At 58.5% G+C, this 26095-nt stretch carries 23 protein-coding genes and 6 tRNA genes; 12 read left to right on the forward strand and 17 right to left on the reverse strand.

Annotated elements, in window-relative coordinates; all coding sequences use genetic code 11:
• Positions 1-112: 112 nt before the first annotated feature.
• A tRNA-Leu gene (locus N2601_RS06045) sits at positions 113-197 on the forward strand.
• 274 nt (positions 198-471) lie between these two features.
• Entirely contained in the window at positions 472-1971 is a 1500-nt protein-coding gene (gene tig, locus N2601_RS06050; RefSeq protein ID WP_104825083.1) for a trigger factor, read from the forward strand.
• 349 nt (positions 1972-2320) lie between these two features.
• Here the strand turns inward: tig and sthA are convergent, their stop codons facing one another.
• The 6 genes from sthA to phaC all read right to left on the reverse strand — a co-directional run bounded on the left by sthA (position 2321) and on the right by phaC (position 8984).
• Positions 2321-3724 carry a Si-specific NAD(P)(+) transhydrogenase gene (gene sthA, locus N2601_RS06055; RefSeq protein ID WP_104822942.1) on the reverse strand — a complete coding sequence of 468 codons (1404 nt, stop codon included), beginning with the start codon at positions 3722-3724 and terminating at the stop codon, positions 2321-2323.
• Between the two features lie 104 nt (positions 3725-3828).
• On the reverse strand, positions 3829-4425 hold the full coding sequence (locus tag N2601_RS06060; protein ID WP_104822943.1) for a dual specificity protein phosphatase family protein: 597 nt from the start codon (positions 4423-4425) through the stop codon (positions 3829-3831).
• A gap of 260 nt (positions 4426-4685) precedes the next feature.
• Positions 4686-5537 carry a JAB domain-containing protein gene (radC, locus tag N2601_RS06065; RefSeq protein ID WP_445944987.1) on the reverse strand — a complete coding sequence of 284 codons (852 nt, stop codon included), beginning with the start codon at positions 5535-5537 and terminating at the stop codon, positions 4686-4688.
• A gap of 3 nt (positions 5538-5540) precedes the next feature.
• Positions 5541-6377, reverse strand: a complete 837-nt coding sequence (map, locus tag N2601_RS06070; protein WP_104822945.1) for a type I methionyl aminopeptidase — start codon at positions 6375-6377, stop codon at positions 5541-5543.
• A gap of 2 nt (positions 6378-6379) precedes the next feature.
• Positions 6380-7129, reverse strand: coding sequence for a DNA/RNA nuclease SfsA (sfsA, locus tag N2601_RS06075; protein WP_260303853.1), 750 nt, complete (start codon positions 7127-7129; stop codon positions 6380-6382).
• A 13-nt stretch (positions 7130-7142) separates the two neighbouring features.
• Positions 7143-8984, reverse strand: coding sequence for a class I poly(R)-hydroxyalkanoic acid synthase (gene phaC / locus N2601_RS06080; protein WP_104822947.1), 1842 nt, complete (start codon positions 8982-8984; stop codon positions 7143-7145).
• A gap of 159 nt (positions 8985-9143) precedes the next feature.
• Between phaC and N2601_RS06085 the strand changes: the two genes are divergently transcribed.
• From N2601_RS06085 to recJ, 4 genes are all read left to right on the forward strand, one after another.
• A complete protein-coding gene (locus N2601_RS06085) occupies positions 9144-9605 on the forward strand; it encodes a hypothetical protein (RefSeq protein WP_104822948.1) in 462 nt (153 codons plus the stop codon).
• A gap of 223 nt (positions 9606-9828) precedes the next feature.
• Positions 9829-11049, forward strand: coding sequence for an LL-diaminopimelate aminotransferase (locus N2601_RS06090; RefSeq protein ID WP_028753861.1), 1221 nt, complete (start codon positions 9829-9831; stop codon positions 11047-11049).
• 60 nt (positions 11050-11109) lie between these two features.
• A complete protein-coding gene (locus tag N2601_RS06095; RefSeq protein WP_104822949.1) occupies positions 11110-12429 on the forward strand; it encodes a homoserine dehydrogenase in 1320 nt (439 codons plus the stop codon).
• Between the two features lie 58 nt (positions 12430-12487).
• Entirely contained in the window at positions 12488-14293 is a 1806-nt protein-coding gene (gene recJ / locus N2601_RS06100) for a single-stranded-DNA-specific exonuclease RecJ (protein ID WP_104822950.1), read from the forward strand.
• Positions 14294-14354: 61 nt separating this feature from the next.
• Here the strand turns inward: recJ and N2601_RS06105 are convergent.
• From N2601_RS06105 to N2601_RS06125, 5 genes are all read right to left on the reverse strand, one after another.
• Positions 14355-14429, reverse strand: a tRNA-Glu gene (locus tag N2601_RS06105).
• A gap of 119 nt (positions 14430-14548) precedes the next feature.
• A tRNA-Glu gene (locus N2601_RS06110) sits at positions 14549-14623 on the reverse strand.
• Positions 14624-14706: 83 nt separating this feature from the next.
• A tRNA-Glu gene (locus N2601_RS06115) sits at positions 14707-14781 on the reverse strand.
• A 157-nt stretch (positions 14782-14938) separates the two neighbouring features.
• Positions 14939-15682: a hypothetical protein gene (locus N2601_RS06120; RefSeq protein ID WP_245463955.1), complete on the reverse strand. Its 744-nt coding sequence runs from the start codon at positions 15680-15682 to the stop codon at positions 14939-14941.
• A gap of 266 nt (positions 15683-15948) precedes the next feature.
• Positions 15949-16389, reverse strand: coding sequence for a VOC family protein (locus tag N2601_RS06125; protein WP_104822952.1), 441 nt, complete (start codon positions 16387-16389; stop codon positions 15949-15951).
• Between the two features lie 196 nt (positions 16390-16585).
• Between N2601_RS06125 and N2601_RS06130 the strand changes: the two genes are divergently transcribed.
• The 6 genes from N2601_RS06130 (at position 16586) to N2601_RS06155 (ending at position 20118) form a co-directional block, all read left to right on the forward strand.
• Positions 16586-17164 carry a cold-shock protein gene (locus N2601_RS06130; protein ID WP_028753855.1) on the forward strand — a complete coding sequence of 193 codons (579 nt, stop codon included), beginning with the start codon at positions 16586-16588 and terminating at the stop codon, positions 17162-17164.
• A 1-nt stretch (position 17165) separates the two neighbouring features.
• A complete protein-coding gene (locus N2601_RS06135; protein ID WP_104822953.1) occupies positions 17166-17678 on the forward strand; it encodes a DUF192 domain-containing protein in 513 nt (170 codons plus the stop codon).
• A gap of 129 nt (positions 17679-17807) precedes the next feature.
• Positions 17808-17884 (forward strand) — tRNA-Pro (locus N2601_RS06140).
• A 562-nt stretch (positions 17885-18446) separates the two neighbouring features.
• Complete coding sequence (locus tag N2601_RS06145) at positions 18447-19385, forward strand: hypothetical protein (protein ID WP_104822954.1); 939 nt, start codon at positions 18447-18449, stop codon at positions 19383-19385.
• A 256-nt stretch (positions 19386-19641) separates the two neighbouring features.
• Complete coding sequence (locus tag N2601_RS06150; protein WP_104822955.1) at positions 19642-19947, forward strand: ETC complex I subunit; 306 nt, start codon at positions 19642-19644, stop codon at positions 19945-19947.
• Between the two features lie 94 nt (positions 19948-20041).
• Positions 20042-20118, forward strand: a tRNA-Arg gene (locus N2601_RS06155).
• A gap of 44 nt (positions 20119-20162) precedes the next feature.
• Here the strand turns inward: N2601_RS06155 and N2601_RS06160 are convergent.
• From N2601_RS06160 to N2601_RS06185, 6 genes are all read right to left on the reverse strand, one after another.
• The gene (locus N2601_RS06160) at positions 20163-21350 is read right to left on the reverse strand and encodes an IS481 family transposase (protein ID WP_104822956.1); all 1188 of its coding nucleotides are present in this window, start codon (positions 21348-21350) and stop codon (positions 20163-20165) included.
• A 153-nt stretch (positions 21351-21503) separates the two neighbouring features.
• Positions 21504-23261 carry an adenylate/guanylate cyclase domain-containing protein gene (locus N2601_RS06165; RefSeq protein WP_104822957.1) on the reverse strand — a complete coding sequence of 586 codons (1758 nt, stop codon included), beginning with the start codon at positions 23259-23261 and terminating at the stop codon, positions 21504-21506.
• A gap of 177 nt (positions 23262-23438) precedes the next feature.
• Positions 23439-23603: a hypothetical protein gene (locus N2601_RS06170; RefSeq protein WP_199773544.1), complete on the reverse strand. Its 165-nt coding sequence runs from the start codon at positions 23601-23603 to the stop codon at positions 23439-23441.
• Between the two features lie 153 nt (positions 23604-23756).
• Positions 23757-23996: a hypothetical protein gene (locus tag N2601_RS06175; RefSeq protein ID WP_104822958.1), complete on the reverse strand. Its 240-nt coding sequence runs from the start codon at positions 23994-23996 to the stop codon at positions 23757-23759.
• A gap of 152 nt (positions 23997-24148) precedes the next feature.
• A complete protein-coding gene (locus tag N2601_RS06180) occupies positions 24149-24922 on the reverse strand; it encodes an amino acid ABC transporter ATP-binding protein (protein ID WP_104822959.1) in 774 nt (257 codons plus the stop codon).
• A 17-nt stretch (positions 24923-24939) separates the two neighbouring features.
• Positions 24940-26094: an amino acid ABC transporter permease gene (locus tag N2601_RS06185; protein WP_104822960.1), complete on the reverse strand. Its 1155-nt coding sequence runs from the start codon at positions 26092-26094 to the stop codon at positions 24940-24942.
• Between the last annotated feature and the right edge of the window lies 1 nt (position 26095).

The following is a 26095-nucleotide window of genomic DNA, read 5'->3' on the forward strand; positions in this document are numbered from 1 at the left end:
TGGACGGTCGTAGAACCGTCATTTTTCCTTTGCGTGGTTGAAAACGGGTGATATAGAGACGCCGCGCTCCGGAAGGCCCCATGGGCAGGCATTGCCGTGCGGTTTTGGGAACGCGGGTATGGTGAAATTGGTAGACACGCCAGATTTAGGTTCTGGTGCCGCAAGGCGTGGGAGTTCAAGTCTCTCTACCCGCACCAAGGCTGCCTTGTGGACGGGAGAGGCTTAACGGTCTGTCTCCTGACCCGCGGTGGACGCGCCATTTTGCCTAGAGCATCCCGCTTTCTGATGGAAAGTGGACAAGATGCCCTAGATTCCGAGAGGAAGAGCGACCTTTGCGCATTCGTTCGAACGCGCGGCGCTCTAGCAAAATGATGAGGAATTGCATCCAAGCCACGCTCGGGATTTTCCGGCGTCGTGCTCATCGAAACGAACGGCTGTCTGGGCACGGCCGCCATGAATGAAGGTAGGACAATGCAGGTTATCGAAACGCTCGCTGAAGGGCTGAAGCGCGAAATCAAGGTGGTCATCCCGGCCAAGGACATGGAAGTTCGCATGAACGAGCGCCTGGCCGAGGTCAAGGACAAGGTCCGTATCAACGGTTTCCGTCCGGGCAAAGTGCCGGTTGCGCATCTGAAGAAGGTCTATGGCAAGTCGATCATGGCCGACCTCGTCAACGAGATCGTTCGTGACCAGCCGCCGGCAATCCTGACCGAGCGCGGCGAAAAGTCGGCAACCCAGCCGGAAATCGCCATGACCGAGGACAAGGACGAGGCTGAAAAGATCCTCGCCGCTCAGGCCGATTTCGAATTCACGCTCTCTTATGAAGTCATCCCGGCAATCGAGCTGAAGTCGGTCAAGGGCATCAAGGTTACCCGCGAAGTTGCCGAAATCGGCGAGGACGAAGTCACTGAGCAGATCCTCAAGATCGCTGAAAGCGCCCGCAGCTACGAGACGAAGAAGGGCAAGGCCGCCAACGGCGACCGCGTCACCATAGACTACCTCGGCAAGGTTGACGGCGAAGCCTTCGACGGCGGCAAGGACGAAGACGCTCAGCTCGTCCTCGGCTCCAACCGCTTCATCCCGGGCTTCGAAGAGCAGCTCGTCGGCGTCAAGGCGGACGATGAAAAGACCATTACCGTGACGTTCCCGGCCGACTACCCGGCCAAGAACCTTGCCGGCAAGGAAGCCACCTTCGACATCAAGGTGAAGGAAGTCGCAGCTCCCGGCGATATCGAAATCAACGACGAACTCGCCTCCAAGCTCGGCATCGAATCCGCCGACCGCCTGAAGGAAATCGTCCGCGGCCAGATCGAAAGCCAGTACGGCTCCGTCACCCGCCAGAAGGTCAAGCGTCAGCTCCTCGACCAGCTCGACGAGATGTACCAGTTCGACACCCCTCAGAAGCTGGTTGAAGCAGAATTCGCCAGCATCTGGCGTCAGATCCAGACCGATCTCGATGAATCGGGCAAGACCTTCGAAGACGAAGACACGACCGAAGAAAAGGCACGCGAAGAATATCGCAAGCTTGCCGAGCGCCGTGTCCGCCTTGGCCTCGTTCTCTCCGAAATCGGCGAAAAGGCCGGCGTCGAAGTGAGCGAAGACGAAATGCAGCGTGCGCTCTATGCGCAGCTCCAGCAGTTCCCGGGCCAGGAAAAGGAAATCCTGAACTTCTTCCGCAACACCCCCGGCGCTTCCGCCAACCTGCGCGCGCCGATCTTCGAAGAAAAGGTCATCGACCACCTGCTGACCGAAGTCGACGTCACCGACAAGACCGTTTCCAAGGAAGCGCTGCTGGCTGACGACGAAGCTGAAACGGAAGACAAGCCGGCCGCCAAGAAGGCTGCTCCGAAGAAGAAGGCTGCTGCCAAGGCTGAAGCAATCGAAGTCGCCACCGAAGGCGAAGAAGCTGCCGCCGCTCCGAAGAAGAAGGCCGCTCCGAAGAAGAAGGCTGCTGAAGACAGCGCCGAATAATTCGGATTTGCTCCGGAACTGATCAGAGCCCTGCCGTTCGCGGCGGGGCTTTTTTTTGTGCAGATCAGGGAAAAACTCCCTCTCCCCGTCAAAACGGGAGAGGGGCTGGGGTGCGGGGCAACAAACTATCCGCGAAGACTGAAATCTAGGATTTGGGAGCAGGCGCGAAGCGCAGGTCAGACGCTTCAGCGTCATTGTCCGATTGGCGCAGAACACGGGCACGTTGGGTTATCTCAGATTTCGGGCCACGCAATTGACGGTCCCCGCGGAAAGCCTCTCACCCTAACCCTCTCCTCGCAGGCGGGGAGAGGGACTCCCCCTCGATCCGTCGCGCTTGCACAGCCTCTACTCAAAGCTCCGACTTGATATCGCCCATGCGGTTCCATGCATCCAGGCCGGCGATTTTGTAGGCTTCGGCGAGCGTCGGGTAGTTGAAGGTGTTTTCGACGAAATATTCCACCGTGCCTTTGAGGTTCAATACCGCCTGGCCGATATGGACGAGTTCGGTCGCGCCTTCGCCGACGATGTGGACGCCGAGAAGGCGGCGGGTCTTCAGCGAGAAGATCATCTTCAGGAGGCCGGTGTCGAGGCCCATGATATGGCCGCGCGACGTCTCGCGGAAACGGGCGATGCCGCACTCGTAGGGAATGTGACGTTCCTTGACCTCTTCTTCGGAAAGACCGCAGGTGGAGATTTCCGGCACGGCATAGATGCCGTAGGGGAAGTATTTCGGTGGCTCCTTGGCGATGGCACCGACGGCGACGCGGGCGGCGATGCGGCCTTGTTCCATCGAGGTTGAAGCAAGGCTCGGAAAGCCGACGACGTCGCCAGCCGCAAAGATATGCGGGACGTTGGTGGCAAAGGTTTCGGGATTGACGCTGAGGCGGCCGCGATTGTCCGCCTCGAGGCCGGCAGCAGCCAGATTGAGCGTGTCGGTGGCACCCATGCGGCCGGCGGCAAACAGCACCATGTCGGTGATGATGCGGCGACCATTGTCCAGCAACAGTTCCACCTTGCCGTCCTGGCGGGTGACCTTTTCGGCCTTTTGCCCCAGCAGCAGCTTCATGTTGCGGTCGCGTAGCTGATAGATGAAATCCTCGACGATTTCCTTGTCGATGAAGTCGAGCATCGTCGATTTCGGATCGATCAGCGTCACCTGCGTGTCGAGCGCGCTGAAGATCGTCGCATATTCGATTCCGATGACGCCGGCGCCGATGACGACCATCGAACGCGGCAAATCCTCGATCTCCAGCAATTCGTCGCTGTCGAGAACGGTCTTGCCATCGAAGGGCATATAGTCGGGACGGAAGGGCTTGGTGCCGACCGCGAGCAGAATGCTGGCGCCCGTGACATGGACGACTTCGCCGTCGTCCTTGACCACCTGCATGGTCTGCGGATCGACGAAGCTCGCCTTGCCGCGTATATGCTGTACCCGGTTGCGAGCGAATTGATGCTCCAGAACTTCGACTTCATGGTCGAGAGTGATCAACAGGCGGCGACGCAGGTCCGCGGCGCTGATTTCCTGCTTCACGCGATAGGCGCGGCCGTAGAAGCCGCGTTCGCGCCAGCCGGAGAGATTGAGCGCGGTCTCGCGCAGCGTCTTCGACGGAATGGTGCCGGTATGGACGGAGACACCCCCGACACGCTTGCCCTGTTCGATCACCAGCACCCTCTTGCCGAGCTTGGCGGCCTGAATGGCGCCTCTGCGGCCTGCGGGGCCGCTGCCCACGACTATGAGATCGAATTGGTCCATCGGAAGCCTCGGGTGATTGGATTTATGGAATCAATGTCGCAACGCAACATGCTGTCCGTCAACCGGTAGCGGCTCAATGTTACAGATTATCTAACAGGAAATGATCAGGAGCTGGAAAGGCCGAGCCAAGGCTCCAGCTTTTCGAAAGTCCGGTCCATGGCATAGGCATGGGTGAAGGAAAGCGGCAGATGTCCGTAGATGATCGACATCTGATCTTCCGCGGCCGCTTCGCCGGCTTTGGCGATAGCAGCGAGATAGAGGGCCGAGGCAAGCCCCGTGCGATCTGCGCCGGCCTGGCAATGGATCAACAACGGCTTCGGCGCATCGCGCATGATCTCAACAAGCCGCGCTGCCTGCTCCTGGGTCAGCTCGTGGCCGGAGGACATGCGAAAATCAATATGATTGATATTGAGTTCCTTCGCCTGGGCGACTTCGTTGTCGTACCAGGTGCGGCCGCTATTGTCGCCGCGCAAGTTGATGATGGTCTTGATACCATATTGCTTCTGCAGTTCCGCGATCGTCGCCGGCGATGGCTGAGAAGAGCGGTAGACCTCGCCTGCGATGACGGGATGGAAATTCGTCGTCCACAGCATATGGGCGTAGAAGCCGCCGGCAATCAGCGCAAAAGGAGAAAATGCAAGAAGGACACCACGACCGATGCGGCGCAGACGACCAGAAAGCAGCAATGACGTCTTCGGCATGTAGTCTCCGGGGTACGCCGCAGCTCGAGCGGATAAGGCGCAAACAAAACAATCGCTTCCGTGTGCAAACGCACCGATCTGGAGGCGTTATCCTTGTGTCAGAACATCCTGACAAATACCTGAAAAGCGCAAGGGGAGGTGCTGAGGCAGGAAACTATCGATAGGTCAGAATTCAACGGTATTGCTTATGTCGTAAAGTATAATAAAAACAAATTATTATGCGGGTATTCTGATGTTGCAATCTATCCAGAGGTGTCGATTCAGACTAGCCGCAACGCCCTGAAGCTGACATGGCCGTTCTTGCCGATGATAATATGATCGTGAACGGTGATACCCAAAGGGCCGGCCGTGTCGATGATCGTCTTTGTCATGTCGATATCGGCGCGCGAGGGTGTAGGGTCGCCGGAAGGATGGTTGTGCACGAGAATCACGGCCGTGGCCGAGAGTTCGAGCGCACGTCTGACCACCTCGCGCGGATAGACCGGCGTATGGTCGATCGTTCCCAAACCCTGCACCTCATCCGCGATCAGGGCATTGCGCTTGTCGAGAAACAGGATTCGAAATTGTTCGCGCGTCTCATGCGCCATTGCGGTGTGGCAATAGTCGATCAGAGCCTTCCAGGAGGAGAGCACCGGCTTGCCCGTCAGCTCGCTTTTCAGCATGCGCTGCGCCACGCTTGCCACCAGCTTCAGATCGAGCGCCACGGCTTCGCCGACGCCGCTGATTTCCTGCAGCAGATTGGCCGGCGCGCCGAAGACGCCGCCGAGCGTGCCGAAGCGAGCAAGCAGCGCCTTGGCGATCGGCTTGGTGTCGCGGCGCGGAATCAGCCGAAACAGCAGGAGTTCGAGGATTTCGTAATCGGCAAGCGCCGCATTGCCCCCATCGCGATAGCGATTGCGCAGGCGTTCCCGGTGACCGTGATAATGAGCCTCGGCATTGGCCGGCACGCTCGGCGGCTTCGCCGGTTTGTCGCGCAGCGCGGTTTTGGTGGATTGATGGGCGAAAAACAGCCGCTCGTCGAAAAGCGGAGCTTCTTCAAGGCTATCCGTCGCGCCGCCGCTATCGATGGGCATGTCGCCATGTCCGGAGGAAGAAGCGGGGCGCTTCGCCATGCATTACCCCTGCAGCGGTGGCAGGCCGGGACGGTCGAGGCCGCCGGGCGACAGGGTGAAGATCTCGCAGCCGGTGGCAGTGACACCGACGGTGTGCTCATACTGCGCAGATAGCGAGCGATCTCGGGTGACTGCCGTCCAGCCGTCGCCAAGCACTTTCACATGCGGTCGTCCGAGATTGATCATCGGCTCGATGGTGAAAATCATGCCTTCACGCAGTTCCGGGCCCTCGCTGGCGCGGCCGTAATGCAGGATGTTCGGGGAATCATGGAAGAGGCTGCCGACGCCGTGGCCGCAGAAATCGCGCACGACGGAGCAGCGCTCCGCTTCGGCATAGGCCTGGATCGCTTCGCCGATTGCGCCGGTGCGAGCACCGGGACGCACGGCGGCGATGCCGCGCATTAGCGATTCGTAGGTCACTTCCAGCAGCCGCTCCGCCGAGCGCTTGATCTCGCCGACGGGATACATGCGGCTGGAATCGCCGTGCCAGCCGTCGAGCACGTAGGTCACGTCGATATTGACGATATCGCCGTCGCGCAGCGGCTTGTCGTTGGGAATGCCGTGGCAGACGACGTGATTGATCGACGTGCAGGAGGATTTCATATAACCGCGATAATTCAATGTCGCCGGGTAGGCGCCATGATCCATGCCGAATTCGAAGACGAAGCGATCGATGACATCAGTCGGTACGCCAGGCCCGACGATGGCGGCCAGTTCGTCGAGGCAACGAGCGGTCAACTGGCATGCCTTGCGCATTCCTGCGAAAGCGTCGGGGCCGTAGAGGCGGATGGCGCCTGTGTTTTTCGACGGCGCCGTTGCCGCTTCGATGTAATTCACCATGATCAGCCTTCAGCAGAAATCTTTATACTGGTATTTAATGCAGCTATGCCGGGTTCGTCTATCGGGATCAACCCTGCGGGCGTTATTTCCGTCGGCGAGACCTTGCATTTGACAGCATAGACTTCGACGCCGCGCTTCAAAGCTCGCTCAAACGCCGCGGCGTAGACGGTATCGAGATCGCCACAGACGCGAAAGCGCCGGCAGTCGTGCCGCTGGATCACGAATAGCATGACGGCGCGGTATCCCGCTTGCGCCATATCGCCGAGTTCTTCGAGATGCTTGGCGCCACGGGCTGTCACCGTATCGGGAAATTCGGCAAGGCCCGGCTGGCGCATGAAATGCACATTCTTGACTTCGACATAGGTGGTTGTCCTCAAGGGATCGGTCAAGAGCAGGTCGATGCGGGAATTGCGGCCGTAATTTTGCTCACGCCGAACGGTCGTGTAGTCGCCGAGATCGGAAATCTGCCTGAGCGCGATTGCCTCCGCCGCCAACCGGTTCGGCATGGCGGTGTTGACGCCGACCGTGGTGCCATCTGCTTCGATCAATTCGAAAACGTGCCGATATTTACGCTTCGGACTGTCGTGTTCTGAAAGCCAGATGCGCGAACCGGGTGTTGTCAGGCCCTGCATCGAGCCGGTGTTTGGGCAGGAGCCGGTGATGATCTCGCCGCTCTCCAGTTCGGCATCGAAAAGGAAGCGTTTATAGCGGGCGATCAGCCGTGCGGGGACGAGGGGCGGGTCGAACAGCATGAATGGTCGCCGCTTAGGCGCGTTCCATGACGAAGCTGCCGGGTGCTTCCTCAATGGCGTTCAGCGCCGCGCCACCTGGCTTGCGGGCGGGAACCATGCGGCTGTCGTTGCCTTTGATCCATTCAAGCCAATGCGGCCACCAGGAGCCCGGCGTCTCCTTGGCTTCGCCCAGCCAATGATCGTAATCGCCCTTGACCGGGCCGCCGGTCCAGAACTGATATTTGTGCTTGTCCGGCGGATTGACGACGCCGGCGATATGACCGGAGCCAGTCACCACGAATTCCACTGGCCCGCCGAAGAACTGACTGCCGATGAAGACGGATTTCGCCGGTGCGATGTGATCCTCACGTGTTGCCAGATTATAGACGGGTATCTTGACGTCCTTCAGCGACAGCTTTTTGCCGTCGAGCACCATCTTGCCCTGGCTCAAAGCATTGTCGAGATAGCAATTGCGCAGATAAAATGAATGGTTGGCGGCCGCCATTCGCGTGGAATCGGCGTTCCAGAACAGAAGATCGAAGGGTAGGGGTTCCTGGCCCTTCAGATAGCTGTTGACGAAATAGGGCCAGATCAGCTCCGAGGCGCGCAGCATGTTGAAGGCTGTCGCCATTTTCGAGCCCTCGAGATAGCCGACCGCCTTCATCTGCTCTTCCAGCGCCGAGATCTGCTCTTCATCGACGAAAACCTTGAGATCGCCGGCAAAGGTGAAATCGACCTGCGTGGTCAGGAAGGTGACGGTGCGGATGCGTTTGTTCTTTTCCTTGGCATGCAAAGCAAGCGTTGCCGCCAGCAGCGTACCGCCGACGCAATAACCGACGGCATTGACCTCTTTCTCGCCGGTTGCCTTCTCAATCTTATCGAGCGCGAAATCGATGCCTTCGCGCGCATAGGACGTCCAGTCCTTCGCCGCGTGGCGCTTATCCGGGTTCACCCAGGAGATGACGAAGACCGTGTGCCCCTGTTCGACACACCATTTGATGAAGGATTTCTGCGGGTTGAGATCGAGAATGTAGAATTTGTTGATCCAGGGCGGGCAGATCAGCAGCGGCCGCTTCAACACTTTATCCGTTGCCGCTTCATATTGAATGACCTGGCAGACATCGCTCTGCGCAATCACCTTGCCGGGCGTCAATGCCATGTCTCGGCCAACAGCGAATTTCGTCATGTCGGTCTGGCGCAACCGCAATTCGCCGCGACCGGCGCTGATATCCTCGGCAAACATTTTCATGCCGCGCACGAGGTTTTCAGCGTTGGAAGCGACAGTCTCGCGATAAAGCTGCGGATTGGTGGCGACGAAATTGGCCGGCGATAGCGCCGCGGTGATCTGCTTGGTGTAGAAGGAGGCCTTGTGGCGTGTGTGTTCGTCCAGCCCTTCGGCGTCGGTGACCATCTTGTCCGCCCAACCGGCGGTCAACAGATAGGTTTGACGCAGGAAATCGAAGAAGGGATTTTTCTGCCAATCCTCGTCGGCGAAGCGCCTGTCTTTGACCGGTTCAGGCTCGGGTGCCGAATCACCGCTGAGGCGCTGCATGGTTTTCGTCCATAGGCCGAAATAGCCGGATAGCAGATAGGTCTGTGCCTCCAATGTCCGGCGCGGATCGGAAAGCCAGTATTCGCTGACCTTGGAAAGCGTCTTGACGATATCGGTCATCGGATCGGCGACGGTGTCGACCTTCTCGCCGCGCTCGCGCGGCGCAAGCCATGCGGAAGCGGCCTTGCCGAGATTTTCCAACGCGCGGGCAAAGTTGACGGCCATCGCCTCGGGATCCCTAACGATGTAAGGCTCGACTGACTTAGGGTCGAAGCCGGCAAAGGCGCCGTTGCCTTCACTATGGTCCCGCTTGCTGTCGGTCACGCATCATCCTCCCGGCGGCAGCTCTCTTTGTTTTCCATTTGTACATCTTGCGGGAAAAGGAATACAAGTCGAATGAAACGCAACCCTGCTCTTGCTTTGCTGCTGCGACAAATTTAACAGTCGCAACCCACGGCAAGGCAATAGGGCAGGACGGACAATATGGGCGGCGGCATGGTGGCAAGACTCAACCGGTATTCCGTACTCTGCGGTGCTTTGTGCGCCTGTCTCGCGCTGGCGCTTGCCGGCTGCTCGACGCCTGCGGAAAAGGCAGCCTTTGCCAAGAGCAAGCAGGCGCCGCAAGCTGTGGTCGTCAAGTCCGCTGAAGGCAAGCCGGTCGATGAAGGCAACACGCAGCAGCACTACAAGGACGGTTACCCCTCCTTCAACGCTCCTCCGACGGCGGCGAATGTGCAGATCAACGACCAGCAGGCGGCCGATATCGGCAAGCAATTGACGGCGCTCGGTGCGCAGCGCAAGGCCGGCACGATTTCGGAAGCGGAATATCAGAAACGTGTCGCCGAGATGCGCAAGCTCGCGGCCGAACACGGCCAGGATACGCTGTCGCAAATCCAGCAGCAGAGCGCCGAGCCCAGCCAGACGCCCGCGCCGACGCAGAATTAGCCTTGCGTTTCAGGCGATTTGGACGCAAAGCGTTCAGCTAGGCTGAATTTCGATGTTTCTTCCTGGGTTGATAGTGCATTGCGTCTATAACCGCCAAAGATTCACCGTATCCTTCGCGTCAGTATAGTTGCGGCGCCGCGATTCCGGAGTTCGTATCGCGGCTCACCGGGAGATTGACGAACTTCATTGCGGTTGTGAGGGCCGCTGTCCCATGGGGAAAGAAATGGAAGAGTTTCATAAAGTCCGGCGCTTGCCGCCCTACGTCTTCGAACAGGTCAACCGTTTGAAGGCCAGCGCGCGAGCGGGCGGGGCCGACATCATCGACCTCGGCATGGGCAATCCGGACCTTCCGACCCCCAAGGCCATCGTCGATAAGCTGTGCGAAGTGGTCCAGGACCCGCGCACGCATCGCTATTCCTCGTCCAAGGGCATTCCGGGACTGCGCCGTGCGCAGGCCGCCTATTATGCCCGTCGCTTCGGCGTCAAGCTCAATCCGGATACGCAGGTGGTCGCCACCCTCGGCTCCAAGGAAGGCTTCGCCAACATGGCGCAGGCGATTACGGCGCCGGGTGATGTAATCCTTTGCCCGAACCCGACCTATCCGATCCATGCCTTCGGCTTCCTGATGGCAGGCGGCGTCATCCGCTCGATGCAGGTCGAGCCGGACGACAGCTTCTTCCCGCCGCTGGAACGGGCCGTGCGCCACTCTATCCCGAAGCCGCTGGCCTTGATCCTCAACTATCCGTCGAACCCGACGGCCTATGTCGCGACGCTCGATTTCTACAAGGAAGTCATCGCTTTCGCCAAGAAGCACGACATCATCGTGCTCTCGGATCTGGCCTATTCGGAAATCTATTTCAACGACGATCCGCCGCCGTCCGTTCTGGAAGTTCCGGGCGCGATGGATGTCACCGTCGAGTTCACCTCGATGTCGAAGACCTTCTCCATGCCTGGCTGGCGCATGGGCTTTGCAGTCGGCAACGAGCGCCTGATCGCGGCGCTGACACGCGTGAAGTCCTACCTCGATTACGGTGCCTTCACGCCGATCCAGGTGGCGGCAACGCATGCGCTGAACGGTGACGGCTCCGATATTGCGGAAGTTCGCAACATCTACAAGCGCCGCCGTGACGTGCTGGTCGACAGCTTCGGCAAGGCCGGCTTCGACGTGCCGCCGCCGGCAGCGACGATGTTTGCCTGGGCGAAAATCCCGGAAAAATTCCGTCATCTCGGCTCGCTGGAGTTCTCGAAGCTTCTCGTCGAGAAGGCCGACATCGCGGTGGCGCCCGGCATCGGCTTCGGCGAGCAGGGCGACGACTACGTCCGCATCGCGCTGGTCGAGAACGAGCATCGCATCCGCCAGGCAGCGCGCAATCTGAAGCGCTTCCTCTCCACAGCGGATGAGACCATGCATAACGTGATTTCACTGAACGCTCACCGCTCTTAATTTCTCACGGCAGCCGTTCCCGCGGCTGCCGTGTCCCAAGACATTGATCAGGAATTGTTCATGGCAGATGCCCTCAAAATCGGCATTGCGGGCTTGGGCACCGTTGGTGCCTCGCTCGTCCGTATCATTCAGAGCCGCGCCAACGAGCTTGCCGTCACCTGCGGCCGCCCCGTCAAGATCGTCGCCGTAACCGCCCGCGATCGCACCAAGGATCGTGGCATCGACCTCACCGGCATCGAATGGTTCGGCGGCCCGGTCGACCTGGCGCAGAAGGCCGACATCGACGTCTTTGTCGAGCTGATCGGCGGTGCCGAAGGCGCGGCCAACGCCGCCGTGCGTGCGGCTCTTGCCCGTGGTCTGCATGTCGTCACCGCCAATAAGGCGCTGCTCGCCTATCACGGCGTCGAACTTGCCGAGATTGCCGAGGAGAAAGGCGCACTGCTCAACTTCGAAGCGGCCGTCGCCGGTGGCATTCCCGTCATCAAGGCATTGCGTGAATCCCTGACCGGCAACACGATCTCGCGCGTCTACGGCATCATGAACGGCACCTGCAACTACATCCTGACCCGGATGGAGAAGGAGGGCCTGTCCTTTACCGATTGCCTGAAGGAAGCCCAGCGTCTCGGCTATGCCGAAGCTGATCCGGCCTTCGACATCGAGGGCAACGACACGGCACACAAGCTCGCCATCCTGACGACGCTTGCCTTCGGCAACCGCATCGCGGCCGATGATATCTATCTCGAGGGGATCACCAATATCTCCATCGAGGACATCCGCGCCGCAGCCGACCTTGGCTACCGCATCAAGCTGCTCGGCGTCGCCCAGCGCACCGAAACAGGCATCGAACAGCGCGTTCACCCGACCATGGTGCCGCTCGAATCGGTCATCGCCCAGGTCGATGGCGTCACCAATGCCGTCGCGATCGAATCGGACATTCTCGGCGAACTGCTGATGGTCGGCCCCGGCGCCGGCGGCAACGCGACGGCTTCCTCCGTACTCGGCGATATTGCCGACATCGCCAAGAGCCAGCCGGGTGCGCAGCGCGTGCCGGTGCTCGGTCACCCTGCCAAGGCGCTGGAACCCTATCGCAAGGCGCAGATGCAGAGCCACGAAGGCGGCTATTTCATCCGCCTGACCGTTCTCGACCGCACCGGCGTTTTCGCCAGCGTCGCGACCCGCATGGCGGAAAACCACATTTCGCTGGAATCGATCGTGCAGCGCGCGACGCAGCATCTGGCGCCGGCCCATCATCAGACGATCATCCTCGTCACCCATGCGACGACGGAGGATTCGGTGCGCAAGGCTGTCGCCGCGATCAAGACCGAGGGCTATCTTGTCGGCGAGCCGCAGGTCATCCGCATCGAGCGGCCGAAGGAATAATTCCGACGACTAAGGCCCGCTCCGGTAAATCGGAACGGGTCTTCCAATTCTGGGAGAGATGGTGGAACAGCCGGCAGATCCTGTGCAGCGGGCATTTCTGGGCGTCGAACGCTCCGTCTCCGGCAATCGCTGGATTTCCCGGCTCGACCAGGCCGGCCAGAATCGGGCGCTGGCCATCGCGCAAACGCACGGGCTGCCGGATCTGATTGCCCGCGTTCTCGCCGGCCGCGGCGTCGGCCTCGAAGAGGCCATGGCCTTCCTCGACCCCACGATCCGCAGCCTGATGCCAGACCCCCATCTGCTGACCGACTGCGAGAAGGCAGCACAACGTCTCCTGCGCGCCGTTAAGGCGGGCGAGACGGTTGCGATCTTTGGTGACTACGACGTCGACGGCGCGGCATCCTCGGCGCTGCTCTACCGCTTTCTCACCCATTTCGGCGTGCCGGCCAGCATCTATATCCCAGACCGCATCTTCGAAGGCTACGGCCCGAATCCCACTGCCATCAACCAGCTCATCGATAATGGCGCAACGCTGATCGTTACCGTCGATTGCGGTTCCACCAGCTTCGAATCGCTGGAAGCGGCGAAGGCCCGCAATATCGACGTCGTCGTCATCGATCATCACCAGGTTGCGCATGAGCTGCCGCCTTGCCATGCGCTGGTCAATCCGAATCGAGAGGACGATCTATCGGGGCAGGGACATCTCTGTGCTGCCGGCGTTGTCTTTATGGTTCTGGTCGCGGCCCTGCGGCAGTTGCGCGAGGCTGGCGATGCCCGTGTGCGCTCCATCGACCTGCTTGCCTGGCTCGATATCGTCGCGCTGGCAACTGTCTGCGATGTCGTGCCGCTGAAAGGGCTGAATCGTGCTTACGTCGTCAAGGGCCTGATCGCCGCGCGCCATCAGGGCAATCCCGGCCTGGCCGCCCTATTTCGAAAAGCTGGGCTCGGCGGCCCTGTGAGCCCGTATCACTTTGGTTTCATGATCGGCCCGCGCATCAACGCCGGCGGGCGTATCGGTGATGCCGCGCTTGGCGCCCGGCTGCTGACGCTCGACGTTGCCTCCGAGGCCGAGACGATCGCGGAGAGGCTGGACGAGCTCAACCGCGAACGCCAGGCGATGGAAGCCGCCATGTTGCAGGAGGCTGAAGCTGAAGCGCTGGCCGAATACGGCAACGGCGACGGAGCCTCCGTTATCGTCACGGCACGGGAAAGCTGGCATCCCGGCATCGTTGGCCTGATTGCCTCTCGGCTGAAGGATAAGTTCCGCCGCCCCGCCTTTGCCATTGCCTTTGATTCGATGGGGCGAGGCACTGGCTCCGGTCGCTCGATCAACGGTTTCGACATGGGCCGCATGGTGCGCGCTGCCGTCGATGCTGGCCTGCTCGTCAAGGGCGGCGGTCATGCCATGGCGGCGGGTCTGACGGTCGAGCGCGCCAATCTCGGCAAACTCCGGGCCTTCTTCACGGAGAAGGCGGAGAGACAAGTCGCCGGCCTCGTCGCCAACGAAACGCTGAAGATAGACGGTGCTCTCGGTGCTGGCGGCGCGACGGTGGAGCTGGTCGATCAGCTTGAAACTGCCGGCCCCTACGGTTCCGGCCATCCGCAGCCGATCTTCGCTCTTCCGAGCCACCGCCTGCGCGATTCGCGCTTGGTCGGCCAATCCCATATCAAGATCACCCTGGAGGCCCAGGACGGTGGCCGCCTCGACGGCATCGCCTTCCGCGCCGTTGAAACGCCCCTTGGCGAGCTGCTGCTCTCCTCCCGCGGATCCCAGATCCACATCGCCGGCACCCTCGGCGCCGACCATTGGCAGGGCGCAAGGCGTGTCCAGTTGCGTGTCATGGATGCCGCCAAGGCGCCATGAGCTGCGCACGGAAACTGTCGCGTTAATGATGAAGAATCAGAGCTTTAGGGAAGGGAAACAGTGGCACGCCCTAGGGGAGTCGAACCCCTCTTTACAGAATGAAAATCTGTCGTCCTAACCGATAGACGAAGGGCGCGTGCTGTGGCGCCCTTATAGTCAGCACCTTTTGTTCCCGCAAGCGGAAAATCGAGAAAAATCTACGGGTAAGGGCGAATTTTTCGAGGTACTTGTGGAAAAGTTCGTGGTGGGTCCGATTGGTACGCCCTAGGGGAGTCGAACCCCTCTTTACAGAATGAGAATCTGTCGTCCTAACCGATAGACGAAGGGCGCAGGCTGCGCTTGCGACCATATAGGAATAGCGCAAAGCCACCGCAAGCGGAAGGTAGCTCATTGTTGTAGGAGAGGAAGAACAGTGGCACGCCCTAGGGGAGTCGAACCCCTCTTTACAGAATGAAAATCTGTCGTCCTAACCGATAGACGAAGGGCGCGTGCTGTTGTGTGGCGCGCTTATAGCGGGGTGATTTCATTCCCGCAAGCGTCTATTTCGCTTTTTCTTGGAAAAAATGACAGAAGCGTAACGGCGCATCGAAGCTTGAATAAGCTCGCCTTAACAGCATGTTGCGGGAGTTTGCAGATGGGACCGGTTTAGAACCCCGATCCGCTCTGCGGCTGGGTTATCAGCGGCTTGCCATCCTGGCCCTGGCCCTTCGACGCAACGATATGCGCCAGCATCAGTGCTTCCTTGCTGTCGATTCTGCGGGCACTGGAGCCGCGGGCGGGCAAAATTTTCGAGGGCGTGGCGTCCGCTGTCGGCCTCATCGGGCTTCCCGACGCGTTGGCGGCGTTGCGGATGACGGGCGGAGGGATGACCGCCTCGGATGTCTGGTCGACGGGCATGCCGCCATTGCCCTGTTGTGGCGTGACATTCTGCGTCGCACTGGGCGGCATACTGTAGACGCTGCGCATGATCGGACTAGGTCCCTGCGGCTGTCCGCCACCCGGCTGGGTGGCCAGCGTTCCATCCGGATTGACGGCAATCGGCGCGGGCGTCGAATAGATGCTGCTTCTATTGGCATTGACCGCGGTCGGCTGCGTCACCAGGCCGGCCATGCCGGCCGGCGCGTCTGTTGCCACAGGCGCTGCCCCGGCGGGTGCCGGCGGGAAAAAGGATTGATTGCCCGTGGCTTCAGCTACCATCTGCGGATGCGCGCCGTGAACGCTGTGTACCAGCGGATCGCGATAGGCGTCGCCCTTTTGCCGTTTCGCGTCGGCTTTGGTGTTGAGAGCGTCGGCGAGCTCTTCGGCAGCATTGGGCTTCGGCTCGACCTCGGCTGCCTGTTTCGGCTTGCTGCCTGTCGTCGCGCAGCCGGCGAGCATCAAAAATGACATGGCGATGGCAATAGTGCTTGCGAGCTTTTTATTGCCGGATAGAATCTGCCGATCGCACAAAGGACGTTCCCCGCTTAAAAGTTGGCACCGGAACGGCCTCTTGCGAGGGACGATGATGTCGAGCGGCTTCCTACTGGGAACGATGACCGCGCGAAATCCGATGCATGATGCTTCGAGTCGTCCAAGCATGCCGGAGAGCGGGTGCGGCCGGCAAGCGCGAAACCGGTGGCTCCGCGCGCGCCGTAAGCCTCGCGAAAGCTAGCGCCTCACCAGGCGCCGGTATTGGGCATCGAAGCCCAGGGCTCGGCCGAAGCAAGGTCGGCACCCTTCTGCAGGATCTCGATGGAAATGCCGTCCGGAGACCGCACGAAAGCCATGTGACCATCGCGGGGCGGCCGGTTGATAGTAATGCCATTGTCCATAAGTTTCTGGCAGATTGCGTAGATGTCATCGACCTCATAGGCGAGGTGACCGAAGTTCCGTCCTCCGGTATACTCTTCAGGGTCCCAGTTGTAGGTGAGTTCCAGACTGGGCGCGCCGCTGCTTCGGGATGCGTCTACATCCTCGCTGGCAGCAAGGAAAACGAGAGTGAAACGGCCTTTCTCGTTTTCGTAGCGACGGGTTTCGGTGAGGCCGAAGAGAGTGCTATAAAAGTGTAGTGAGGCGTCGAGATCGGTAACGCGGACCATGGTGTGAAGATAACGCATTCTGTTTCCTCTCTAATGTTTGTGCTGAGACGATCTGAAACGAGACACCAGCTTCAGGCAAGACTCGGCGCGCTAATCTACGGATGGGAATAAACGAAAACTAGGACTTGCGCTTTTCCGTTACCAAGATGTTAATCTTGATTTCAAGGAATCAGTTAACTGTAACAGTGTGACGCGTAATCGAGGGTTGGCTAAGATGGGTGACAGAATTTCATCGAAGGGTATCGTCGACTTCGGAGAGATGTCGGGCGAAGCCGTCGAGCTCATCGAAATCTCCGGCGTCGTCAAATGGTTCGATGTCGCCAAGGGTTTTGGCTTCATCGTTCCGGATAACGGCATGCAGGACGTTTTGTTGCATGTGACATGCCTGCGCCGCGACGGTTATCAGACCATTCTCGAGGGCACGCGCATCGTCGCGCTGATTCAGCGCCGTGAACGTGGCTATCAGGCTTTCAAAATCCTCTCGATGGACCAGTCGACCGCCGTGCACCCGTCGCAGATGCCGCCGGTGCGCACCCATGTCCAGGTCACTGCGACAAGCGGCCTCGAGCGCGCCTTGGTCAAGTGGTTCAACCGCACCAAGGGCTTTGGTTTCCTGACGCGCGGTGAGGGCACAGAGGACATCTTCGTGCACATGGAAACGCTGCGTCGTTTCGGTCTGGCGGAGTTGCGGCCGGGACAGGTAGTCCTTGTCCGTTTCGGGCCGGGTGAGAAGGGCCTGATGGCGGCAGAGATCCATCCGGATGCGCCAAGCCCGGTGACGCGGCCGCATTGATATGACCACCAGAGTTATGTTTTCTGCTGTTTTGAAGAGCGCCATCGTGGCGCTTTTTCTTGTCGGGGCATCCGCTCCCGCCTTTGCCGCGCAAGCGGCCAGCGAAAAATCGATGGCGTTCGATTCGGAGCCGCTATCGATCAAAACGGCCAAGGGCGTAACGCACAAGTTCACCGTGGAATTGGCATTGACCGAGCCGCAGCTCGAGTTCGGCCTGATGTATCGCAAGAGCATGCCGGACGATCACGGCATGCTTTTCGATTTCGGTGCGCCGCGCCCGGTCATGATGTGGATGAAGAATACCGTGCTACCGCTCGATATGCTTTTCCTGGACAGGAGTGGCGTCGTCACGCACATTCAGGAAAACGCCGTACCCTATTCTGAAACGATCATCAGCTCCGGCGGGTCAGTGCTTTACGTCATCGAGCTGAACGGCGGCATCGCAAGAAAACTCGGCCTTGCCGTCGGCGACAAGGTGACGAGCGCTACGATTTCCGCAAAACTCGGCAAGTAGATTTTCCCCGGGGATCGGAGCTTCAACGCCATTTTAGCTGTTGCAGCACGAGGATGAACCGTGTATCTCCGCACTCGTTCTGCAAAGCGGGACGACGCGGTCTCCTCAAAGAGATTATGCGTGAGGGTACGGAGTGTAGCGCAGTCTGGTAGCGCATCTGGTTTGGGACCAGAGGGTCGGGAGTTCGAATCTCTCCACTCCGACCATGTTTTCCCTGTGAAATACCTGTGCCTCTTTGTTTGGCGAGCCGCAGCGGTTCGAATTCGATTCCGTTGTGATGCAAGATCTCATGCCTGTTGCGGATGAGAGTACAAGGACGAAATGCGCACTTTCTACGCGACATTCTTTGTATGTCGACCCGTGTGCATCGGCGCGCCGTCCAGATTTGCGTCCCTTCTTAATGAGCGCTGACGCGAATCCTTGAAAATCATTTTCCTGCATTTCTTGTAGGTAAATGCCAAATGATAACAGCTTTCCACATAGCGTGCTCGAATGAGTTATCTTCGCAGAAGATATGATGCCAACCGAGAAAATTAAAAACTCTGGGTTGTCAAATAGCTAATTAGTATTATGTTGTATTCGCATTGCTAATGAATAGTGCTTATCAGGCGTGTTTTTGAATGCTCGGCCTCGGTCGAGATGATGATTCCAACCATTCAATCAGGAGAGAGAAGGAAGCGCTCAGTCGCCAGGGATGGCGCGTGAGTGCGGCCAAAATTGAACGCGTTGGTGCATTCCTCACTCGCGCATCTAAAGGAGGATATTTCGATGAACGCAGTGACTGTTCCAGTCGCGGGTCAGATCGCGGCTCCCAATGGTGAGATACCTGCCGGCACCACCATGCAATTGAACCAATGGGCGATAAGCCCAAATAATCTGTACGTGTTGATAATGCAGACCGACGGCAATCTGGTGCTTTACCAGGTCGATGGCGCGCCGCCGAAGCCAAATTCAACTTTCCAGGGCTACGCGATATGGTCGTCGAATACAGACGATGACATCCCATTTGTCTTCGCTATTCAGACCGACGGCAATCTCGTGATCTACAACGAATCCGTTAATCCGCGCCAAGTGATGTGGAGTCCAAACACGCAGAGCTCCTCACCAGCGTACCTTGCGGTGCAGGCCGACGCTAACCTCGTTTACTATGACACGTCCAAGGGCGTGATCTGGACGTCAAACACCCAAGTCTACATGCCGCCGATGGTGCCGACGTTAGCGAACGGCGCTACCGGCCGGTTCGACTGGAGGGACGTTGCCTGGCACAGTCTCAACAACGAAGGTGACAATGGATCGATCCCAACAGTTTCGCTAAGCAGCGATACCTTGACATTCTCGGGCGGCTTTCAGTGGGAAGCCCCCGTTATCGGGTCTGGAACGGGCGACATTTACATCCAGATCTCGTTAACGCCAGTAACTTGCTCGGTCACGATAAAGATGACCGGGTATCCACTTGACGGCAATAACATGTCTCAGTCGGGAACTTGGCAACTGACCCCGGGGGACGAACCCGTCTTGACGTGCAATCTCGATAATGGGGGAACTCTAATCATAAGCACCTTTGACGGCGGTGGAATCTGGTGGCCTGGGGTCGAGATCGAATACATGTATGGTTTTGATCTCTGCTTCGAGAACATGTCCGGCGCTTCGGCTTCCGCAATCGCTACACAGCAGACGCGTGAATCTCCGCTGAGAAACGCGGTTTGATCAGATCTGTAGAGACTGGGATCGGCATGCTGATATCAGCATGCCGATCCATCTCCGATTCCAAGCAGGATTGTCCGCGGTCACAAGTCGAACGCGACGGTGTCGCCTAAGTGAAGCTTGGGCAGCCCGCCTTTTTGCTTGAAAACAAAGGGATTCGCGGCTAAGCAAATCCCACAATGCTCAGCCTTCATGGGGCCGGGCGAAGACGAGAGAAGCAAAGGCGGGACTGTCCCGCTTATCCGGAGGCGCTGCAGCGATGCCTGCCAAGATTTACCGTCCCGCAAAAACCGCCATGCAATCCGGCAAGGCCAAGACCCATCTGTGGGTTCTGGAATTCGACCAGGAAATCCCGCGCAAGATCGATCCGATCATGGGCTATACATCGTCGGCCGATACGCGCCAGCAGCTCAAGCTGACTTTCGAGACGCAGGAGCAGGCCGAGGCCTATGCCCAGCGCAACAGCATCGAATACCGCGTTCTCGCTCCCAAGGACGCCAACCGCCAGGTGGTTTCCTATACCGATAACTTCCGTTTCAATCGCATCCAGCCCTGGACCCATTGATCCGGCACACGTCGAATTCGCTGCCTATTGAGTTTGACGGAAGTTTCAGGCATGTGTTGCCAGCCGCGGGCAGTTCGCGGCGGCTTGGCTTTCAGGCCCCTTAGCTCAGCTGGATAGAGCACCTGCCTTCTAAGCAGGTGGTCGCAGGTTCGAATCCTGCAGGGGTCGCCAAAAACCTTCTTGTCCATACCGAAGAGATAGGTAACAGTTTGTCCCTAAGAGATGGGTGACAACCTCGTGCCGAACGGGTTGTCGATGGTTTGCAAGGTCCTCTGTTCCAGGTCGATATATCCCAGATCATAATGCATGAAGCTGACGAGCCAAATGCCGTCGTCGACTTCTTTGATGCCGAGTTTTTGTCCTGCCATAACGGTCGAGATATTGATCTTCTTGCGGTGCATGCAGATGCGGCCGCAGTTGGTGACGAGCGCATCCCTGTCGTGGAAGGGGTAATTGATCTCCGGCAGGCCCTCATAGGATCTCGATGATGAGACATAGAGGCTGCCCGGCGTTCTCATGTTCAGTGCCTCGTGCGGCCGTTCGGTATTGAATTCGCTGACGAATGCATCGAAGCGGGCCTGCTGCTGCAGGATGTTTCTGCCGGGCGGACGGGTAGCCTCTTTCTTCAGCGTCAGGTGCATACGCTCGTGCCGGCCGTTGTCTTGCGGATGGCCTGGCCTGATGCGTTCGAGCACGATGCCGAGTCTCAGCCACCAAACGGACAGCTTGGACAGATTGTAGAGGCCGTTGGGCGAGGCAAACGGCAAGCCGTTGTCGCTGCGGATGGCGAGCGGCAGGCCGCGCTCGGCAAACAGCCGGCAGAAGGCCTCGAACACGCCCTGCTCGCGCGTTGATTCAAAGGCTTCGCAGGCAAGAAGGAAACGCGAGGCCTGGTCGGTCACCGTCAGCGGGTAACAGTATCCGCCATTGCCAAGTTTGAACTCGCCCTTGAAGTCGGCGCACCACAGATCGTTCGGCATGAGCGCCTGGGATAAGGCCGTTCCCTCGGCTCGATGGCGTTGCCGCTTGCGGGCATGAGCGACCAGCCCGTGCCGGTCGAGAATGGCATGCACCGTGCTTTTGGCGGGCACACGTATATCGCCGGCAAGCTTCCTGACCAATAACTCGCGGATCTTACGCGCACCCCAATGCGGCTTGTCCTTCTTGAGCCGCACGATCATCGCCTCGACCGGCTCGGGCAACTGATTGGCATAGCGCACCGGCCGACGTGACCGATCCGTCAGTGCCTCCAACCCCTCGTCCTTGTAACGGTTGAAGATCTTGTAACCGGTCTTGCGCGAGATGCCGAACGCACGGCACACATCGCTCATGCCTTCGCCCTCAAGCAGACGGGCGACAAATCGAAGACGTTCCTCCATAACCGAAGTCTCTCTCCACGGCATCAACACCTCCCGCCAAAGCGAAAAGTGTCACCCATGTCTCCGGTACAAAACGTCACCTATCTCTCAGGTCGGGCATTCATTAAACAATGCGTTATGTGATTTTTGGTGGGTTTCAACCTATTTTACGACGCTGTGTGCGACGATATGGCACGGCTACTGAATGGCTAATCCCGCGCGAAATGCACCATTTCTGATTGCTGCAAGCGCCGGAGGATTGGTGACCGGATATCCCTCTATGAATATCTCGGCAGAAAAGCCGGGAGCGCTGTCATGCAGACAGGCGGAAAACCTTGCCGATTCAGATTTCTGCTCTAACATCGCGAAGGCCATAGACAAAAACAGGAGTGTGGCAGGCGCTTGTGGTGGAGCGTGATGGAGTGCCGCCACACTCTCTCTGTAGAATCCGGCGATAAAGCAGCAGCGGCCGAGCATACCGTAATACCAGGGAATGTGGGGGTTCAAGCGGATGGCTCTCCGCGAGAGTTCGCAGGCCTGCTCCGGACTACCGGCCACTAGGGCTAAGTTTCCGGCCAGCAGCGCAAGGGTGTCGGCATCATTTGGGTATGCCTGTAAGACGAGGCTATGCTCGTCCAACGCGGCTTCGAAGTTCCCTTGCAAAGCTCGGAAGCTGGCGCGGCAAAGCCGAGCCGCGGTGTCATCCGGATCGAGCGCCAAGGCTTGTTCGATGCAGCTTTCAAAGCGTTGTATCCAGGCTGAATTATCTCTAGCAAAACCGTTATAGACCCCTGAGGAATATGCGAGCCCCAAGATGGTCCAGGCTCTTGCGAGTGTTGGATCGAGTTCGACTGCGCGGGACAGAAAACGGATTGCTTCAGCGTTAGACGCGCGCGTGAACAGGTCGTGTTGTTCGTGGCCGAGGAGGTAGCAATCATATGCTTGCAGGCTGGCTGGTTTCTTACGCCGGACAACATCCCGTCGAAATCCCAGAAGTTTACCGCAACAGGTACCAAGAACGTTGACCACGTTCTCGGTGACCATGTCCTGCATCGTAAACAGGTCATCGGCCGATTGATCGTATCGAGCCGTCCAGAGGCTAGCTCCACTGCAGGCATCGACAAGCTGTACTGAAATCCGGACGTGCTGTCCGGCTGCTTGCAGGTTTCCCTCAAGAACGTAGTCAGCTTTCAGGTCGCACCTGATTGATCGGAAGTCGTTCTGTCCCCCTTTGTACAAAGCCATGGTTTGACGGGAAATCACCGCAAGGTCGGGATATCGCGCGAGGTCGGCAATGATGTCAGCGGATATTCCGGCGGCAAGCCGTTCCCATCGGTCGTCTGCACTCAGATTGTCGAACGGGAGCACGGCGATAATCGGTGGCCCAGAGATATCTTTGGCGACCGACGACCGAGACGGAATGCCACTCCTTGCCAACCCCGCCGTATCCCAATTCACCTGAAAAACGGGAATGGCCTTGGGAAGGTTCTTCAAAGCATACTTGCCGAGGCTAGTCAGCCTAAACGGCACCTTGCCGTCAATATGCTCTCGGACTGATCCGGAAATGTATATCCCTGACGCGACTGCGATCCCTTGCAATCGCGCAGCCACATTGACGCCGTCACCCAGCAGATCGTCTCCCGCTACCACGACATCGCCGAGATTGATGCCAATACGGAATTCCAGCGGGCGGTCATCTACAACATCGTTAGTTCGATCTGCGAGGTTGCGTTGAATTTCCACCGAACAGCGAACCGCCTGAACGGCACTTGGAAACTCGGCCATGATACCGTCACCGGCCAAGCCGAAAATGCGGCCGCCGTGTTCTTTCACAAGGCTGTCGATCTTTTCGCGACACTTGTCCAGCGCCCGTATCGTCCCCTCTTCGTCAAACGCCATCATACGGCTGAAGCCGACAACGTCAGCCGAAAGGATGGCTGCAAGCTTTCTATCCACAGTACGCCCCCGCGACAGATCACTTTCATGACCAATATGCGCCAATCCGTAATCAAACGACAGGGTTGCTATTGGAGTGAATGCTAAAATATGTCGGGCGGCGAGCTAAGACGAGTAACAATCTGTTCTGTAAGGCACACGGTAGATAAAGATTAACAGTGGTCTGCCAGGTCGTGATTAGAAACGCGTCTCCATTGGCCAACCGCCAGCATCCGCCGGTCTGGTTGCATTCACTGCCATGTCGATGAGGTCATAACCGGCCACTGCACCGATCACTCTTACGACGATGATTGCCGCGCCGAGAAACGCCAGCGCAGCGATTATCCTGTCGCTTTTCTTCACGTCCCGTCTCGTCCCCCCAATGACTACAAACTGCATCCCCACGCAGCCGGCGGCAGTATATCGGGTTTATAGTGGGGCGCTACGGCTATATTTAGGTCGCCGACCTTTGCATTAAGCGCGCTTGAGACAGGACGCCTTCGGGCGATGATTCGGTCAGGCGGCGTTCAAGTCGGCGATCTCGCCGTGCCGTGCCAGGAGGCGAGGGGACGTCATGTCGCCGGTCTCTTCGTCGACCATGACCGCATAGGCGGCAACGCCGACGAAACGCGCGGCCATGGAAAGGGCGATCTTTTCGGCGCTGGCGGCGCTTGACGCCTGCCGCATCTCTCCCGGCACCAGATTTCCGCGGTTCTTCTTATAGGGAAGGATAATAAACTTTTCGCCGGATGCCATTGTGCTCGCCCTGATTTGTTCACACAATGTTCTGGTTTGCGTGGAGTGTCAATATGGTTAATCGTAACCGCCGTCGCAATTCCGACCCACATATTGAAAAACCCGCCGGCTGCGTCACAGCCGACGGGTTTTTGATCATCGGCATGGTCCGCTTAGTGCAGGATCTGGCTCAGGAACAGCTTGGTGCGTTCGTGCTGCGGGTTTTCGAAGAATTCCTTCGGTGAGTTCTGTTCGACGATCTGGCCTTGGTCCATGAAGATCACGCGGTTCGCAACCTGGCGGGCGAAGCCCATTTCGTGGGTGACGCAGAGCATGGTCATGCCTTCTTCGGCCAGACCCACCATGGTATCCAGCACTTCCTTGATCATTTCCGGGTCGAGCGCCGAGGTCGGCTCGTCAAACAGCATGATCTTCGGGTTCATGCAGAGCGAACGGGCAATCGCGACACGCTGCTGCTGACCCCCGGAAAGCTGGCCAGGATATTTCTTCGCCTGCTCCGGGATCTTGACGCGGGTGAGGAAGTGCATCGCGATTTCTTCCGCCTGCTTCTTCGGCATCTTGCGCACCCAGATCGGCGCCAGCGTGCAGTTTTCCAGGATCGTTAGATGCGGAAAGAGGTTGAAGTGCTGGAACACCATGCCGACTTCGCGGCGCACTTCGTCGATCTTCTTCAGATCGTTGGTGAGTTCCACGCCATCGACGATGATCTGGCCCTTCTGATGCTCCTCAAGGCGGTTGATGCAGCGGATCATCGTCGACTTGCCCGAGCCGGAAGGCCCGGCAATAACGATGCGCTCGCCGCGCATGACCTTCAGGTTGATGTCGCGCAGTACGTGGAAATCGCCGTACCACTTGTTCATGTTGATCATTTCAACCGCGACTTCCGTGTCGGAAATGGTCAGTTTTTTTGGTTGGGCGTCAGCCATATTTTTTCCCTCGGTTTTTATCGTTTGTGGCCAGTATCGAGATGGCGTTCCATGAAGCCTGAATAGCGCGACATGCTGAAGCAGAACAGCCAAAATATGAAACCGGCAAACACCAGTCCCGTAATCGGCGTCACGGCGCTTGCCCAGTTCGGGTCGGAAAAGTTCTGACGAACGATACCGAGCAGATCGAACATGCTGATGATCGACACCAGCGACGTGTCCTTGAACATGCCGATGTAGGTGTTGACGATCCCGGGTATCACCAGCTTGATCGCCTGCGGCAGAACAATCAAGCGCATCTTCTGCCAGTAGCCGAGACCAAGCGAATCGGCACCTTCGAATTGGCCCTTCGGCACAGCCTGAAGACCGCCGCGGATAACTTCGGCGATGTAGGCCGAGGTAAACATCGAGACACCGACCACGGCGCGCAGCAATTTGTCCACCGTCCAGCCCTGCGGAAGGAAGAGCGGCAGCATGACGCTGGCCATGAACAATACCGTGATCAGCGGAATGCCACGGATGATTTCGATGTAGAGCACTGACAGCATGCGGATGACGGGCATTTTCGAACGCCGTCCGAGTGCAAGCATAATGCCGAGCGGAAAGGAGACCACGATCGCGACAAAGGAAAGGACCAGCGTCACCATGAGGCCGCCCCATTTCTGCGTTTCCACGACCTCCAGGCCAAAGCCACCGTAAAGCAGGAAAAATGCGACGATCGGCAGCACGATGAATGCCAGGATGGCATTCAATCCTTTTCTCGGCACCGACGGTATCAGCATCGGCACAAACAGGATGATGGTGATAATCGCAACGAGAGCCGGCCGCCAACGTTCTTCCGGCGGGTAAAGACCGACCATGAAGATGGTGAACTTCGCCCGGACGAACGCCCAGCAAGCGCCGCTCCAGCCATCCGGTTGTGTTCCGCCTTGCACGGTGGTCGCACAGAAGGTGCGATCGGCACCGCTCCAGGCGGCTTGGATGAACAGCCAGTTGACAATATGCGGAACGGCCCAAGCGAGGAAGGCTATCGCAAGGATGGTCAGAACCACGTCTTTCGGCGTCGCCAGCAGATTTTTTCTGAGCCAGTGAACGACGCCTTTTTCGCTCGATGGAGCCGGCAGTTGCGGAAGGATTGTTTTGCTTACAAAGCTTTGGCTTCCGTTGGACATC

Source organism: Rhizobium sp. CB3060, from assembly GCF_025200735.1.
GTDB lineage: Bacteria > Pseudomonadota > Alphaproteobacteria > Rhizobiales > Rhizobiaceae > Rhizobium.